We start from the raw sequence: 15,568 nt of genomic DNA, 5'->3' as shown, positions 1-15,568 counted from the left end.
CTGTTTGCTTGAAGGCGGAATAGCTGCTAATAAGCTTGAACGGCTTACGGAATGTATGGCATCACATATTCAATGGGTACCGCAAGTCCGACATTGTTGCTCTTTCCGTTTATTTTTATTTTTGAAGTAGCAAATACAACTCCAATGACCTGGCCCTCCTCATTAATGACAGGGCTGCCGCTGTTTCCTTTGTAGATTGGAGCATCGATCATCATAACCGGCTGCGTCCAGTCCTGCAGCCCGGTGTAACCTGTTACAGCTCCCTCGTTGGCAATGAAACGGAAGAAGAGCGGATTGCCGATCACATAAATATGGGCTCCCAGCTTGCTTTCCATTTGCGCATCCGCTGCCAGCGGAAGTGCCGGAAGATCCAGCGGATCGCTGGATACGACTTGCAGCACGGCCGTATCGATAGCGGCATCGCTCGCTATTACTTTCGCATTAAACGTTTTGCCATTAGAAAAGGAGACGATATGAGAACGGGCATTGCTGATTACATGTTCATTCGTTACGATGACGCCGCTTGGTGATATATTAAAGCCAGTCCCCTTGCTATCGCCTGACTTTATAACTACGACTGCTTTTTTATACTGCTGTATATGTGCATCGCTTGATAAAATATTGTTTTTAATTAAAAATTGAATGGAGCTTAAGTTATAAACCTGAGGCCAGAAGGCGAGTATATTGCCTACCAGGGCAAGCGCGATGCCAATCATAATCATTTTGCTGATCCAGCGCGATCGTTGCTTGCTCACCTCCGCCAGCTGCTCATCCTCTTCACTGTCTTCATATAAACTAGGGTCCTCGGGATCAAACTCCTCGAACAGGTCGCTATCGGTTTCACGCTGCTTCGTAATGCTTTTCCCCTCCAAACTAGTTTCGTATATTAATAGAAGCATTTTTCCTATTATAGCAAAATTTTAATAACTATCAGCAATTATCGCAGTTTACAATAGATTTACAAACCGAAATGCAAGAAACAGCTAAAATAGAAGCTAAAAAGGTAAAGCGGGTGGCGTTTTTGTTAAAGCTCATGCAGTTGTTTTGGATATCGTTTAAGCTGGGCTGTACTTCATTTGGAGGTCCTACAGCACATTTAGGCTATTTTTATAATGAATACGTTAATAGAAGAAAGTGGCTGACAGAGCAACAATATGCCGAGCTTGTCGCACTGGGCCAATTTTTGCCCGGACCGGCCTCCAGCCAGGTTGGCATGGGAATCGGGCTGCTGCGCGGAGGTATGCTGGGAAGCGTCGCCTCCTTTATTGGCTTTACGCTGCCGTCTGTACTGCTGCTTGTATGCTTTGCGATATTTTATTTGAGCTCGGATGCTGAATTTGGCTGGCTGCACGGCTTGAAGCTTGTTGCGGTGGCAATTGTGCTTCAAGCGATTATCGATATGTCGCGCAAGCTGCTGTCTTCCTGGATGCATATAGCTATTGCGGCAGTCAGCTTAGCGGCGATCCTTTTATGGCCGAATCCCTTTGTCCAAATTATCGTTATTGCGGCTGCGGCCATAATTGGCCGGGTGCTGCTCTCCAAGCCGGGGATTGCCGCAGGGGCGGTAAAAAGCGAAGCGGATTTGCTCCAAAATACGGCAGTACGTTCAGTACAGCTGTCCAAAAAGACAGGAGCGGCGCTGCTGACGTTCTTCCTGACACTTCTTATTCTGCTACCTATACTGGCAAGAGGGCTGCCATATGAATGGATCGGTATGTTTGAAAAGTTTTATCGCGCTGGCGCTCTCGTATTTGGCGGGGGGCATGTTGTATTGCCGCTGCTGGAAAGCGAATTTGTACAAAGCGGGTTCATTAATGCTGAAGATTTTATTGCAGGTTATGGCATGACGCAAGCTATGCCGGGCCCGTTGTTTACTTTTGCCTCTTACATTGGCTATTTGACAGATGGCTGGTTTGGAGCAGTGCTCGCGACAATTGCTATTTTTTTGCCCGCGTTTTTGCTTATGATTGGCGCCATGCCGTTCTGGATGGAGCTTAGCCGCAACCGCCATGCCAGAAGCGCTATACAAGGCATTAATGCTGCGGTTATCGGCATACTAGCCGCTGCTTTTGTCAAACCGATCGCGATGGAGTCCATTCGCAGCTGGTTTGATGCGATCGCCGCAATTCTGTTATTCCTATTATTAATCAGGTGGAAAATAAAGCCGTACTGGCTCGTTATCATAGGGCTTCTTATTGGTTTGGCTAAACCATAAGAAGCATTCAAGGGGAAGCGCTTATAGTAAGATGTGAAAAGATGATATACTAAGAAAATCGATAAGAGTTAAATAGGAGGAGGCGTACGGTGGATATTAAACAATTTCAATACGGGATTAATCTGCAGGCAGAAGCTTGCCAAGTGATTGACCGTTATGCGCTTCAAGTATCCGAGGAGCAATACCTAGCATTCAAACAGCAATTTTTGAGTGATCAGACTACTTTTTATGAAGCCATCAAGCAGCAAAGCGGCTATCGCCAGTTTTTGCTTTATTTTTTTGTCCGGCTGGCTGTTGATGCCTACGAAGAGTATAAGCTGCGTGAAATTGCGGATAGTGTATATTGGGATACCTTTTCCGATATTGCGATCTGGTGCCGTACATGCGAGAGAAACTTTGGCGAAAGCGGGATCAACGAGTATGGCTGGCTGAAGGAGCATGTTCAGCTTCGTTTGTTCAAGCTGGGCAGATTGCAGTTTCAACCTATTGCGCTGGACAGCAGCATAGCGGCTGAGGACAGAGTGCTGCCAGAAGGGCAGCTAGTGCTCAATGTTCATATTCCAGAGGGGGAGCCGCTTGATGAGCAGCGTGTCGAGCAGTCGTTCGAGCAGGCGCGCGCATTTTTCCGAGGCATACCGCCCATATTTGTTTGCCGCTCCTGGCTGCTTGATCCTAAACTTACCCATATTTTGAAGCCTGAATCCAATATTATAGCTTTTCAGAAGCAATTTCATATTTATGCATGCGATGACAGTATCAGACAGGCAGAAGAAAGAATATTCAATCAGCTGCAGGATGATCCCTCCCTATATTCTGAGCAAACCTCGCTGCAGCGGAGCGCAAAAGCATATTTGCTTGACGGCCATAAGCTGGGCTGTGGAAGCGGTATTAAAATGTAATTTGTTAATATACAGGCTGAATGAAGAACGAGCGGATTGTTAAGCATTCAGCTTTAAGCAATGGGGTGAATGGCATGCTTTACTATTTCATAGCGCTGTGCGCAGCCGCTACCGTATTGCTCATCGTTGACCGCGGCAATCGGATAAATAGGTGGGCGGCCTTTTTCCTATACATGTCTTCTTTAGGCGGCTTGACGGGGCTGCTCGCAGATTATAATATACCTTATTTATTAAAAATAGTAAGTTTGGCAAACCAGACGCTCTCGCCGTACGGTGTGCTGATGTTCAGCATCGTATACAGCAGCTTTGAGCTGCCCAAGCCAGTAATGCGCCGAATCAGCCTGTTATTGATAGTGCCTGTAATGATTACAATAGGGCTTACGATAATAGGAATTGATAAGCAGTGGAATGAAATCATTCTTTCAATCTGGGCAGTAATATATTATACGACTTCTTGCGCCATCCTTATTAGAGCTGCCTGGAAAGAAAAAAATGCCAGACTGCGCCGCAACCGGATAATGACGACACTGATGATGGTGCCGACATTGCTGGCGGTAGCGGTGCTGATACATATTGTTTATGTGTTTAATCCGCAATTCGATTTCTTCAGCTGGATCGCCGTTTTTATTATCCTATCCTTTGGCATCGCGCTATTAAGCGCCTTCGTATATGGCGTTCTAGGCATTAAGCTGCGCATTGAATATGATCCCATGCAGGAGACAATGCGGGCAGTGAGCTCGGGCGCTGCGCTGCTCAATCATTCCGTTAAAAATGATGCTGCGAAAATTATGATCAGCACGGAAAATTTGAAGCGGGAGGCTCAATTGAGCGAGGAAGCGCTGCTGCATGTACAGCTCATTGAAGCCTCCTCGGCGCATTTGCAAAGTATGGTTTCCCGCATTCATGAGCGAACGAAAGATATAGTTATTCATAACGAGCTTGTTAGGCTCGATAATTTAGCCGATGAACAGCTGGAGCAGCTCAAAGGGGTATTGGCTGATTCCAATATTTCAGTATATACCGATTATTGCAGTGACCCGATTGCCAATTGTGATCCGGTTCATGTAAGGGAAGCGATCTATAATCTAGTAATGAATGCTGCTGAAGCTATGAAAGGCGGCGGCTGCATACGCATTTGCATTGCGAGAGAGGATGGGAAGCTTTCTTTGGCAGTACAAGACAACGGTCCTGGTATACCCAAAGAGCTGCTGAGCCGAGTCGCTGATCCATTTTTCAGCACGAAGTCATCAGCCGACAATTATGGCTTGGGATTATCATATATTTATAATGTGATGAGAAAGAGCGGCGGAAAGCTGCAGTGGAGCAGCGAAACGGGGAAAGGCGCACGGTTTGAGCTTATTTTCAAAATATAGTACCTGTTCCTAATTATTTATTAATAGTAAATGAAAGCGAGGGAGGAAGCATGGAGCCAATTCGGATATTGATAGTAGAGGATGATACTGCATGGGTTGCAGCGCTGACCTCGTATTTGAATAAAGAAGCGGATATGCAGGTGTGCGCCAGTGCAGCGACCTCGGCAGAAGCCATTTCCCTTTATGCTGATTCTGAGTTCGATGTGGTGCTGATGGATATACACTTGCAGGGCAGCGAGCTGGACGGCATTCACACTGCTGTAGAGCTGAGCGAGCTGAAGCCAGGCAAAATCATTATGCTTACTTCTGCTTCCGATGAAGAGCTGATGAGGGACTCCTTTACTGCTGGTGCGGTCAATTATATCGACAAGGCTAATTTTAAGGAGCTGCCGCATGCTATTCGCAGCGCTTATCATCGGCCAGCTGCTATGGAAGTGCTGCTCAAGGAATATGCGAGGCTGAAGCGTGAGGAGCAGCTGAAGCAGCTGACGCAGGCGGAGCGGGAAGTATTCGAGCTGATCGAAGACGGCTATACGCAGTCACAAATTGGAGCAAAGCTGTACAAAGCGGAGAGCACGCTTAAAAACCAGGTGAACAAAATGCTGCGCAAGCTTGGCGTGAAAAGCAGCAAGGAAGCGGTGAAAAAGGTAAAGCGCAAAGGGCTTTAACAGACTTTTTAATTGTGAGCCGGACAGCAGCAATAGAACGAGAAAAGCTGAGCAGAATAGAAGCTGGAGTAGGACAATACTTCATCTTAGCGTGCGGTACTATAAAGCTTAGAACTTACGAATCAGCTTGTTTTCTTTTAAAATATAAGAAAGATATTTGTGAGAAGACAAAGAGGGACTGATGAGATTGACGCCACATATATTGCTTATAGACGGTGAATGCATGCTATGCCAGCACATTACCCGGTTTGTCATTCGTCATGACCGCCATGGCAAATTCAGGTTTGCTTCGCTTCAATCTGCAGCTGGAAGGAGCCTGTTGCGGCGGTATGAGTTGCCGGCTGACTATAGAGATACTTTCGTTATGCTGCAAGGAGGGAAGCATTATACGCGATCTGGGGCTGCGCTGCGCGTATGCCGCGAGCTGGGCGGCGCATGGTCTGTGCTTTATGCTTTTATCATAGTTCCGCGCATCGTGCGTGATGCGTTCTATAAATTGGTTGCAAAAAACCGTTATCGCTTATTCGGAAAAGCGGATCAATGCCTTATGCCGACGGCAGAATTAAGCAGCCGTTTTATTGAATCAGAGTCAGAGCTGATGAATTACGGACTGCTATAAAAAGGTGCGGGCTAATGTACAGTCAAGCTAAAAATCAGCGAACGCACAATTTTCCGAAGTGCCTATACATAATGCTGAATTTGTCATAGGATACTGTACATTCAAAAAAAAGGAGATGACCAAATGAACTACGGTGTTAACGTTTCTGGCGGCGCAAATGCTCCATTTCCAGTAGCTGGCGCTCAATGCGGAGTAGGTGGAGTTTTCTCTAATGCTGGTGCAATTCTAGTGCTTTTCATCCTTCTTGTAATCATTACTCGCGCTTGCTTGTTCTAGTATGTTGAAATACGATTAGCTCCGCTTATCGTAAATCTCAAATATAACAGAGGGGGTCCGATTATCCTGAGTGGATAGTCGGACCCCCTTTTGCATCTGTCAAGGACAGCCCTGCTATTGCAAAAGCCCTCTTGCCGCGACAGCCGCTTTATGCAGCTGTCCGTCAGACTGTTTAACAATAACGTAATTATGCAGGTTGATGGTGCTGCAAATGTGGTTGGGAATAATCATTATCCTGTCTCCCACAGCGTAGGTCGTCTCAGGGCGAATTATAATAACGCCATGCTCTTCGTTCATGCGTTCAAATACGGCATCGGGATCGCCTACAATATGACCAAAGCCTTTCATATGAAGCGGCGGCTTGCCAGGCTGGATATCTGTGGCGAATGTTTTGCTTCCTCCGTCGATAATAATCCGGTCAGGCGCAGGCCTGCTAATTACTGTTGCCCAGACAATCGCCGCGCATTCATCGAGGCTGCTTACGCCTAGCTCAGCCTGCATGCGGTCTTGAAAAATGTACGTGCCCGGTCTGACTTCGGTAATGCCGGCTATCTCAGCAGCATACATAGCGGTAGGCGTGGAACCGACGCTCACCTCGTCGATAGCGATGCCAGCTGCCCGCAGCCGGTCTGCCGCTGCAATCATCAGCTGTCCTTCCTCATGACCCGCAGCGCGAAGCTCGGTAGTGGATTGCCCGTTAAGTACAGCGCCTTTGTATGTGAAAATTCCAGTCAGCTTCAAGCTGTTCATCCTGGCTATCGTTTTTGCAATAAGAACAGCTTTGTCGATGTCGACGCCTGTGCGCTGCAGCCCTGTTTCGATTTCCAGTCTGATTTCAAGCGTAATGTTATGCGCCTCAGCAGCGCGAGAGAGCATTTTGGCTCCTTCGATGCTGTCTACGCCGACGATAAGGCGGAGGCCGCTTGCAGCGAGCCTGGCGGCGCGTTCTGCCTTCACCTTGCCGATTATAGGATAGGCGACAAATATATCGTTGATGCCTGCTGCAGCCATCAGCTCAGCTTCTGCGAGCTTAGCGGCTGTAATGCCCCTAGCTCCAAGCTCCAGCTGGCGTTTGGCGAGCTCAGGCTGCTTATGCGTTTTAATATGCGGGCGCAATGCGACGTCTCGCTCTCTGGCGCCATCAGCCATTTTGCGCAGATTATGTTCCATTTTGACACTATCTATCATGATATAAGGAGTCTCCAACTGCTCTATCGTTACGTTTGTCTCATTCAAATGACAAGTCTCCTCTCCGTAATGTTTCAAGCCCTATTACTGCAAGAGCGTACTATGATCCTTGCCAAAATGCAATGCATAATGAGGCTCGTTGCGTTTTAATCGGCAGTTGGATAGACTATTACAAGAAGAAAAGCCACAGGCATCCTGGTTTGAGGATGCACCACGGATGAAAAATATTAATTTTGAAGACAAGCAGGGGTGGGAGCATGAACCGTACTGTAATTCCTATTCATTTGCTGTCCGGATTTTTGGGCAGCGGCAAGACGACATTTTTGACACAGCTTCTGGAGCGTTATAAACAACAGGGCTTGAAGCCGGCCGTTATTATGAATGAGCTTGGCGATATTAATCTTGATGGGCAGCTGGTAAGCAGGGATGTGCCGATGGCCGAAATGCTCAGCGGCTGCATATGCTGTACGATCCGCGGTGACTTGGGCATAGAAATTAGCCAGCTGATCGACCAATATCACCCGGATGTAATAATAATTGAATCCACAGGCGCGGCTAACCCATTAGAGACGATTGATGGCGTTACCGAGGCCGCAATGTATAAGGATATAGATTTGCGATCTATTATTACGGTTGTAGATGGGCCGGAGCTGCTTGCCCGCCGAAGGTCTGAACGTTCAGAAACCTATCAACTCATGCTAGAGCAGATACGCTCGGCTACGCTGCTGTTGCTTAACAAATCCGATAGGCTGGAGCAGGAGCAGCGTATGGAAGCAGAGCAGCTGCTGCGCGAAAATAACAGCCATGCGCCTATTGTTGCGACAGTTCGCTGCCATTTGGACCGTTGGGACTGGCTTGATGCCGAGCAGGAAAAGCCCGCCGCGGCGATAGAAGCGGTTTGGGAGAAGCGCGAGCATGGACGTCATGTGGGGCATGGCGAGCAGGGGCATAACATGGGACTGGGAAGGCATGGGCATAACGTGGAACATGGTGAGCATGAGCATCGCCATAGTCACAGCGGGGAGCATAATCATCAGCACGAAGGTCATGTGCATGAAGGCGATCATGTCCTTCATCATTCGCACAGCCATGTCATGTCGGTAACCTACTATTTGCAGGGCGCAGTGAACAGCGTGCAGTTTGAACAGCTGCTGGATGAGCTCCCCAGCGACATCTACCGGGCGAAGGGAATCGTATCGTTCAGCGATACGGCTGGCCGTTACTTGTTTCAATATGCCTATAAGCAATCCGATTTCATGAAAATTGATCCGCAGGGCGAAGTGAACGACGTAGCTGTTTTTATTGGCGAGCATTTCTCCAAGGAGGAGCTGCTGAACAAGCTTGCCAAGCTTGAAATTGAAAAGAAAAGCTAGCAATATCAGAAATTTTGAGTAGAAAAGAAAAGCTAGCAAGCTCGAAAACTTGGAGTAGAAAAGCAAGCACTATCAAATCTTTGAGTAGAAAAGTAATGGGATAATGAGATAGATAGCTAAGGTAGCTATGCAAGAGTATAGTAAATCTAGCGAATGTGATGAGGCTGTCGCTTCACAGCGGCCAAGGTAACAAACAAAGAATAAACAGTTCCTCTCAGGCAGCACCTTTTCATTCTTTACGAAATTTCGAATAGGGGTGTCGCATACGTGTGGAGCTGCAATTGAGCGGAAGTGCTGCGAATGCGTAGTAGCGCTAGCGAGTGAGGATGCTATATCGATGCTGCAGCAATGTAACTCCTGTGGAAGTTGTAATAAGGTGCTGTGAGCGGTGAAGACTGCAAATGAGCAGAAAAGTGCGTGTGCGCGGAAGTTGCAAAAAAGCTTGCAGGTCTTGGTATTTCCAAGAAGTCGATGGTGAGCAGCTATTGGAGAAGCAATAAGAGAGGGGGAAACGAAAAGCAAGATTGGGACTGGAGAAGCGTTAGCGTCCGCCTTTGTGGGCCCATTTTATCCTTTACAGGGGTTATCTCATCAAAAAAAATGGACTACAACAGCGGTCGGAATCCCAAACTTGATCGCAGTTTCATCTCTTTCTGTTAGCTGGTCAGTCGTTCCGTTATCATGCCCATAATCGCATGTTTGAGGTGAATAAGTGACAGACGTTCTGTTATTGATCAATAAAACGCAGAAAAAGCTCCATCTAAAGCCGAATAGCGGAACGTGTGACCGCGAAATCAAAAAAATGGCGGATTTAGCGCAAATAACGGATCGTGTGTCCATGTCGTTAGTCAGATGAGAGCCGCATGTGCTTCGAATAGGAGTGTCGGACACGTGCGGAGACTGCAATGAGCAAAAAGTATGTGTGCGCGAAAGTTGCAAAAAAGCTTGCAGATCTTGGTAATTCCAAGGCATGCAAGCTTTTTTTATAGACGGAAGCTGGAAACTCGGGCATCCGCGTCCTTCTTTGTAAGCTTATTTGTGCAAATGCTGACCACTCTGCCTGCAATATTTATACCGTCCACTGCGAACTCGCAATCGCCACGACATACCAGTTGTCCTCATACTGCTCTACTACAACGATCAGGCTTGCCCAATCGATCCCTGCAAACGATTTGTCAAACCCGCTAAAATGATAATCGGAAATATAGCTTTCGGGAAAGACTTCTTTAATATTGTTCACCATATTTCCGGTTTGAATGACCTCGTCCGCGCCGACTTTTTCGCTATTGGCATAGTCATGATCATAAATGAATTTCTCGTAATACTCCTTGAAGGTCAATTCAATCGTTTCGCCTGAGCCGTCATGCTCCCCCCATACGTATAAAGCAGTATCATCAAAGGAAGGCAATTTGTCTTTTTGGAACTTTTGAGCGGTATCCTTTTGAATATATACGTAAGGCGAGAACTGGATTCCTTTTGTTGGATGAATAAGCTCGCGCAGTCCGTCTATGTCTTTATTTTTAAGCGCCTGAACAACCGCATCAGCCGTCTCTTCCTTTGTAAGCTTCTTGACTGGCGTAGCGGAAGGCTCGTTAGTTGGTGCTGTTGATACTTCAGCTGTAGGCGAAGCTGCTGGAGAGGAAGCCGGCTGCTCGGATGGGGAGCTGCTGCTTTGCGGCTTGTTTCCGCCGGTTAAGCTGCATCCGCTTAAAAATAGTAACGTCATGCAAATCATTAGCCATTTTTTCATATGATCCACCTCTGTTGTTTAAAATCTAGTTGTAAACGCACAATCACAAACTGTTTTGATTAAGGAATTGACTGGGTCAAGTAAGGACTGTGTGAAACAATTGACGCTGCATAAGTACCGAAGGTTGCGAAAAAATATGAAAATTGTAAAAAAGGGGCTTGTGCTTGACGTTACGTCAAGTGATAAGCTTTAGTCATAGTATAAGAATTAGTCAACGTATAAGAACTAGTCATAGTATAAGAATTAGTATGTTGGAGGGGAATGGTTATGGACAATAAGGAGCGGCATGCCAGGCTCTATTCAATCGGTTCTTTTGCAAAGCTTACAGGTGTGACAGAGCGAACGCTTCGTTATTACGACCGCCAAGGCTTACTGAAGCCATCGGAGCGCAATGCCCAAGGGCATCGCTATTACTCGGATACAGATATTATGCAGCTGCAGCGCATTTTAACTCTTAAATATCTAGATTTTTCACTCGATGAAATTTCTGTTCATATGTCCGAGGAAGATCAGGATTTCAAGCAAATATTAGCAAATCAGTATCTTTTATTGCAAAAAAAGCATCAGCAGTTAGAGCGTGTCATGAAGACGATAGAACGCATGCAAAGCATCGTAAGCAAGGTGGATAAAATAGATCGCAACCTGCTGCTCGTTTTCATTCACCACATTCAACATGAAGAATCGCAGCGGGCATGGCTGTCGGAGCTGCTTCCGGAAGAAGCGGTTGATGCGCTGTTTATGATGGATGCCACTGAAGAAGAGAAGCTGGAGGCGGAATCGCAGATTACTTCAGTTATTGTACGATTGCTGGAATTGCATCGGAAAGGAAAGAAACCGACGGACGATGAGGTTTTGCTTGTTGGCAAGGAATTTATCGAAATAACACAAATGACGCTTAAAAAAATTTTTGAGTCCTTGACAGAGGAACAGCTGGAAAGGTTCATTGAGATAGGGGAAAAGGATATGTTTGACCCGCTTATTTTCCCAAGCAATTTTACGAAGGAAGAACAGGATTTTTTGGATCAGCTTTTAATGCATGTAAATGAACTGACAGAACAAGGAGGGAAGAGCAATGAAGGTTCGAGATTTTTTTCAGCTCATTAGCCAGCATCGGCCCAAAATGTGGATTATTGTTGCAGCGGCTGCATTAGGTGTCGGTGAAACGTTGCTTGCGCTAGCGATTCCGATGGCAACGATGAATTTGGTGGAGGAGGTCGCTGCCTCCAGCCTGCAAGCAGCAACCATTGTAGTCATTGCCGCCGTGTTTGCCTTACAGACAACGATGTCGGCATTTTCCGTTTATTCCATGTCTTATGTGGGACAATATATTATCCGCGGGCTGCGCAGCGAGGTTTGGGGCCGGATTATGCGGCTGCCAGTAGCTTTCTTCGACCGCAATCATTCGGGTGAGACGATGAGCCGCGTTACGAATGATACAAATGTAATTAAGGATTTTATTGTAGGTCATGTTATATCCTTCTTGGGCGGCATTATATCGATTCTGGGCGGTATATCTATCCTGTTGTGGATGGATTGGCGCATGACGCTGCTTATGCTGCTTGCCGTTCCTGCAGCTTTATTAATCCTTTGGCCGCTTGGTTCGAGAATGTTTAAAATATCTAAAAAGATGCAGGATGAAACCGCGATGTTTCAAGGTGATCTTGGAAGAGTATTGACTGATATTCGCCTTGTAAAAGCTTCTGTCGCAGAACAAACTGAGCAGCGGCAAGGAAAAGTGCGCATTCAATCCTTGTTTAAATTCGGCTTGCAGGAAGCTAAGATTATGTCAATCGTTTCTCCAATGATGATGACAGTAATGCTTATTATACTCGTGCTGCTGATCGGGTATGGCGGAGTTCGTGTGGCGCAAGGGGATTTGAGCACAGGGCAGCTCGTCGCTATCATTTTATATATGTTTCAAATTGTAATGCCTTTTACTCAAATGGCTTCCTTCTTTACGCAATTCCAAAAAGCAATGGGGGCATCAGAGCGGCTGATGGAATTAATGGCGGAGCCTTGTGAAGGCATTGAGAAAACATTGGAAAAGCAGGAAGAAAAAGCGGCTTCCGCTTCAAAAGATTATGCTCTGAATTCAAAGGACATTAGCGGAAGAAAACCGATTGTTTTTCAAAATGTTCAGTTTCAATATTCTGAGGAGCGAGCTATTTTGCAGGACGTTTCTTTTCAAGCTGAGGCGGGGCAACTAACGGCGATCGTTGGGCCTAGCGGAGCGGGAAAGACTACTCTTTTCTCATTAATAGAAAGATATTATACACCAAGCTCCGGAGAAATATACTATGGCGAGCATGCTGTAGAGCAGCTTCCGCTCGATCAATGGCGTAAGGGGATTGCATACGTATCGCAGGAGAGTCCTATTATGGCCGGCTCGATATCACATAATTTAATGTATGGCCTGGAGCCTGGTCAAGTGGATGAGCAGCGAATGAAAGAAGTTCTGCAGCAAGCCAATTTGCAGCAATTTATTGAGTCCTTGCCAAAAGGGCTAGAGACAGAGGTTGGCGAACGGGGCGTTATGCTCTCAGGAGGCCAGCGGCAAAGGCTGGCAATCGCTCGAGCGATGCTGCGTGAACCGCATATTTTATTGATGGACGAAGCAACTGCTCATTTGGACAGTGAGTCGGAGAAGCTGGTGCAAGAGGCGTTAAATCGTCTAATGAAGGATCGTACGACAATTGTTATTGCGCATCGTTTATCTACGATTGTAAATGCAAATAAAATTATTGTTGTTGAGCAAGGCACGGTGACAGGCCAAGGAACACATGCAGAACTGCTGCAAACCCATAAGCTGTATACGAAGCTTGCCGAGCAGCAATTTATAAGCGATAAGGCATCCTAAGCCTAGTTGATAAAGTTGAAGTGGGGATGAAAATAGCGTTGAAAATGCAGATGAAGTAAGCAGTATGGAGCATTGGAGCCCAGTCAAGCAATGAAGTTAGCAAGCTGGTTAATCAGCACTTTTAGCAGCAGCTAAAAGTGCTTTTTGCATTTTAATTAGGCACTTGTACAATGAACATGCAACAAACATGGCTCAATCCTATTACAAATTGAGCAGTTCGTAAACCATCGTAGCCGCGCCTGTAGCGACGACTTTTTCTCCAAGCTGGCCTCTTGAAAATACGGGATGGTAGTTTGGTGAGGCATAGATGTTTTTTTGTGCGCTTGCAATGGCGGTTTGGAAAAACAACTCGCTGTAATGGCTCAGCGGACCGCCGACAATTATTTTTTCCGGGTGCAAAATATTAATTAGATTAGCAAGTCCAACGCCTAAATAGGCAGCGGCCTGTTCAAATAATTGCACGGCATACGGCGTTTGCTCGTGCAGCTCCTGCAGCAGCAGCTGGAAGTCGATTTGTTCGGGCGACACCTCTCTGCTCAGCGGATTGCGACCTAGCTTTACCTGAGTTCTGGCTTCCTTTTCCATCGCCTGTATAGAGGCATAAGCTTCCAGTACGCCATAATTGCTCTTTGCATGCAGCCGAGTGCCGTCCGTTTGAATAATCATCTGGCCAAAGGCATCCTCAACGTCTACAGCTCCATAAACGAGCTGGCCGCCTGACATCATGGCGGAGCGAAGGCCAATACCGACATGTACATAGAGCATATGTTTGATCTCGTTGCTGCGATCGTGCCAGTACTCGCCCAGCAATGCGGTATTGGCGCCATTATCGAGAACGGCAGCAAGCTGCAGCTTTTGTTCGATCAGCTCTCGCAGCGGCACATTCGTCCAGCCCGGCGCATGAAAATACTGTGGATTAATAATTGTGCCGCTCATTCTTTCCAGAGGTCCGACTGCTCCGATGCCGATGCCGAGCAGCTTGCCAGGTGCGATGCGATGCTTGTCTTTGAAGTGCGTAACTGCCTGCTCCAATGAAGCGACCAGACGTTCAGGCGTCATCTCCTGATCCATCGTCCATGTTACAAAATCAATCGGTTCAAGCTTCATATTGAACAAGCCTAAAATGGAATATGTACGGGAAATATCAAGACCAAGCAAATAGCCGTACTGAGCGTTAACCTGATATAAAATAGGCTTTCTGCCGCCGGTAGATTGTCCGAGACCGCAATCTTCAATCAGATTTTCGGTAATCAAATCCTCAAGCAAGCGTGTAAGCGCGCTGCTGTTCATTTGAAAAAGCTGAAGCAAGTCCGCTTTGGATACAATATTATGCTGGGCCATATATTTGAAAATCGTTTTTTTTATGGACATAGCTGAATGATTCAACCTCATTTCCACAAGTATTGGCGAAAAATTATTGTTAGCCGTTGCTCCAGTTGGTAATCCTAGTATAGCTGGAGTGTTTGGACATTTCTATAAATGCCATTTCCATCATAACTTAATTTCTATATGATATAAAGTTATAAATTATAAAGTTGAAAATCCGTAATAATTAAATTATACGTTAGGGATTCACAATAAAAAACAAAATTTTTATCCAATTCGCTCTAACATGTTCTCAAATTGAAATTAAGTGCTATAATTATTATAGCTAACTTATGTATGGACAGATCGGATTGGAGGAGCAAAATGAAGGATAAAATATCAATGGTCATACAGTTGTTTTGGCTGTTTATGAAAATAGGTCCCGTTACGTTTGGCGGAGGCTATGCGATGATGGCGCTAGTGGAAAGGGAAGTCGTAACGAAGCGCAGCTGGCTTAATGAGCGGGAAATTAGTGATTTATTTTCAGTCGCCGGTTCAGCGCCGGGCGGTGTAGCTGTCAATGTAGCAGCATTTATCGGATACAGGCTGGCAGGTGCGTTAGGAGCTACAGCTGCTGTAATCGGTATAGCATTACCGACCTTTGCCATTGTGCTTGCGCTTAGCTTGAGCTATTCCGCAATTGAAGGCCACCCGCTGGTGGAATCCGCGTTGAAGGGCATTCATGCGGCGATTATTGGTTTAATCGCTGTTGCAGCTCATCGTATGATGAAGTCAGCTTTATTTGACAAGACGACGGCAGCAGTAAGTTTGGCGGCGCTTGTGCTGCTTATTATATTTCACTTGAATCCGATTTATATTATTCTTTGCGGTCTTGTTATCGGTATTATTATTGTAAATGTGAAAAAAAAGCTGGGGATTCCTGTTCAAACTGAAAAACCATCCGGAGCTGCTAAAAAGGAAAAAGCCGCTTCTTTAAACACAAAGACAGATGAGCAGTCAAAAGCAAAGCTTCAAGTGTAGGGGG

At 46.2% G+C, this 15,568-nt stretch carries 14 protein-coding genes; 10 read left to right on the top strand and 4 right to left on the bottom strand.

The window, feature by feature from the left end:
- Positions 1 to 44: 44 nt before the first annotated feature.
- A complete protein-coding gene (locus tag V1L65_RS18510) occupies positions 45 to 872 on the bottom strand; it encodes a S1C family serine protease (protein ID WP_331700707.1) in 828 nt (275 codons plus the stop codon).
- Between the two features lie 161 nt (positions 873 to 1,033).
- Between V1L65_RS18510 and chrA the strand changes: the two genes are divergently transcribed.
- From chrA to V1L65_RS18480, 6 genes are all read left to right on the top strand, one after another.
- Positions 1,034 to 2,215 carry a chromate efflux transporter gene (chrA, locus tag V1L65_RS18505; RefSeq protein ID WP_331700726.1) on the top strand — a complete coding sequence of 394 codons (1,182 nt, stop codon included), beginning with the start codon at positions 1,034 to 1,036 and terminating at the stop codon, positions 2,213 to 2,215.
- 89 nt (positions 2,216 to 2,304) lie between these two features.
- A complete protein-coding gene (locus tag V1L65_RS18500; RefSeq protein WP_331700706.1) occupies positions 2,305 to 3,114 on the top strand; it encodes an acyltransferase domain-containing protein in 810 nt (269 codons plus the stop codon).
- A 20-nt stretch (positions 3,115 to 3,134) separates the two neighbouring features.
- On the top strand, positions 3,135 to 4,487 hold the full coding sequence (locus V1L65_RS18495; RefSeq protein ID WP_331700705.1) for a sensor histidine kinase: 1,353 nt from the start codon (positions 3,135 to 3,137) through the stop codon (positions 4,485 to 4,487).
- A 50-nt stretch (positions 4,488 to 4,537) separates the two neighbouring features.
- The gene (locus tag V1L65_RS18490; RefSeq protein ID WP_331700704.1) at positions 4,538 to 5,155 is read left to right on the top strand and encodes a response regulator transcription factor; all 618 of its coding nucleotides are present in this window, start codon (positions 4,538 to 4,540) and stop codon (positions 5,153 to 5,155) included.
- 181 nt (positions 5,156 to 5,336) lie between these two features.
- Positions 5,337 to 5,774 carry a thiol-disulfide oxidoreductase DCC family protein gene (locus V1L65_RS18485; RefSeq protein ID WP_331700703.1) on the top strand — a complete coding sequence of 146 codons (438 nt, stop codon included), beginning with the start codon at positions 5,337 to 5,339 and terminating at the stop codon, positions 5,772 to 5,774.
- Positions 5,775 to 5,897: 123 nt separating this feature from the next.
- Positions 5,898 to 6,050, top strand: a complete 153-nt coding sequence (locus V1L65_RS18480) for a hypothetical protein (RefSeq protein ID WP_331700702.1) — start codon at positions 5,898 to 5,900, stop codon at positions 6,048 to 6,050.
- 114 nt (positions 6,051 to 6,164) lie between these two features.
- Here V1L65_RS18480 and V1L65_RS18475 read toward each other — a convergent pair whose 3' ends face one another.
- Positions 6,165 to 7,286, bottom strand: a complete 1,122-nt coding sequence (locus V1L65_RS18475; RefSeq protein ID WP_331700701.1) for an alanine racemase — start codon at positions 7,284 to 7,286, stop codon at positions 6,165 to 6,167.
- Between the two features lie 209 nt (positions 7,287 to 7,495).
- Between V1L65_RS18475 and V1L65_RS18470 the strand changes: the two genes are divergently transcribed.
- Entirely contained in the window at positions 7,496 to 8,611 is a 1,116-nt protein-coding gene (locus V1L65_RS18470) for a CobW family GTP-binding protein (RefSeq protein WP_331700700.1), read from the top strand.
- A gap of 1,069 nt (positions 8,612 to 9,680) precedes the next feature.
- Here V1L65_RS18470 and V1L65_RS18465 read toward each other — a convergent pair.
- Positions 9,681 to 10,361: a hypothetical protein gene (locus tag V1L65_RS18465; protein WP_331700699.1), complete on the bottom strand. Its 681-nt coding sequence runs from the start codon at positions 10,359 to 10,361 to the stop codon at positions 9,681 to 9,683.
- 267 nt (positions 10,362 to 10,628) lie between these two features.
- Here V1L65_RS18465 and V1L65_RS18460 point away from each other — a divergent pair, with 267 nt between their 5' ends.
- A complete protein-coding gene (locus tag V1L65_RS18460) occupies positions 10,629 to 11,465 on the top strand; it encodes a MerR family transcriptional regulator (RefSeq protein WP_331700698.1) in 837 nt (278 codons plus the stop codon).
- Complete coding sequence (locus V1L65_RS18455) at positions 11,434 to 13,218, top strand: ABC transporter ATP-binding protein (RefSeq protein WP_331700697.1); 1,785 nt, start codon at positions 11,434 to 11,436, stop codon at positions 13,216 to 13,218. Before V1L65_RS18460 ends, V1L65_RS18455 begins: the two co-directional genes overlap by 32 nt.
- A 201-nt stretch (positions 13,219 to 13,419) precedes the next feature.
- On the opposite strand, the gene V1L65_RS18450 is transcribed toward V1L65_RS18455, so the two are convergent.
- Complete coding sequence (locus V1L65_RS18450; protein WP_331700696.1) at positions 13,420 to 14,589, bottom strand: ROK family protein; 1,170 nt, start codon at positions 14,587 to 14,589, stop codon at positions 13,420 to 13,422.
- A gap of 318 nt (positions 14,590 to 14,907) precedes the next feature.
- On the opposite strand from V1L65_RS18450, the gene V1L65_RS18445 reads away from it, so the two are divergent.
- Positions 14,908 to 15,564, top strand: a complete 657-nt coding sequence (locus V1L65_RS18445) for a chromate transporter (RefSeq protein WP_331700695.1) — start codon at positions 14,908 to 14,910, stop codon at positions 15,562 to 15,564.
- Positions 15,565 to 15,568: the final 4 nt, after the last annotated feature.

This window comes from Paenibacillus sp. IITD108 (assembly GCF_036541265.1).
In the GTDB taxonomy this organism is placed as follows: domain Bacteria; phylum Bacillota; class Bacilli; order Paenibacillales; family Paenibacillaceae; genus Pristimantibacillus.
The sequence above is the reverse complement of the archived record's forward strand: the minus strand, read 5'-3'. Positions and strand labels throughout refer to the sequence as shown.

Bases quoted from the DNA above. Each gene is read 5' to 3' on its own strand.
- V1L65_RS18470 (WP_331700700.1), top strand. From the start codon at position 7,496: ATGAACCGTACTGTAATTCCTATTCATTTGCTGTCCGGATTTTTGGGC.
- V1L65_RS18450 (WP_331700696.1), bottom strand. From the start codon at position 14,589: ATGTCCATAAAAAAAACGATTTTCAAATATATGGCCCAGCATAATATT.
- V1L65_RS18445 (WP_331700695.1), top strand. From the start codon at position 14,908: ATGAAGGATAAAATATCAATGGTCATACAGTTGTTTTGGCTGTTTATG.
- V1L65_RS18460 (WP_331700698.1), top strand. From the start codon at position 10,629: ATGGACAATAAGGAGCGGCATGCCAGGCTCTATTCAATCGGTTCTTTT.
- chrA (WP_331700726.1), top strand. From the start codon at position 1,034: ATGCAGTTGTTTTGGATATCGTTTAAGCTGGGCTGTACTTCATTTGGA.
- V1L65_RS18485 (WP_331700703.1), top strand. From the start codon at position 5,337: ATGAGATTGACGCCACATATATTGCTTATAGACGGTGAATGCATGCTA.
- V1L65_RS18465 (WP_331700699.1), bottom strand. From the start codon at position 10,361: ATGAAAAAATGGCTAATGATTTGCATGACGTTACTATTTTTAAGCGGA.
- V1L65_RS18455 (WP_331700697.1), top strand. From the start codon at position 11,434: ATGAAGGTTCGAGATTTTTTTCAGCTCATTAGCCAGCATCGGCCCAAA.
- V1L65_RS18495 (WP_331700705.1), top strand. From the start codon at position 3,135: ATGAAGAACGAGCGGATTGTTAAGCATTCAGCTTTAAGCAATGGGGTG.
- V1L65_RS18490 (WP_331700704.1), top strand. From the start codon at position 4,538: ATGGAGCCAATTCGGATATTGATAGTAGAGGATGATACTGCATGGGTT.
- V1L65_RS18480 (WP_331700702.1), top strand. From the start codon at position 5,898: ATGAACTACGGTGTTAACGTTTCTGGCGGCGCAAATGCTCCATTTCCA.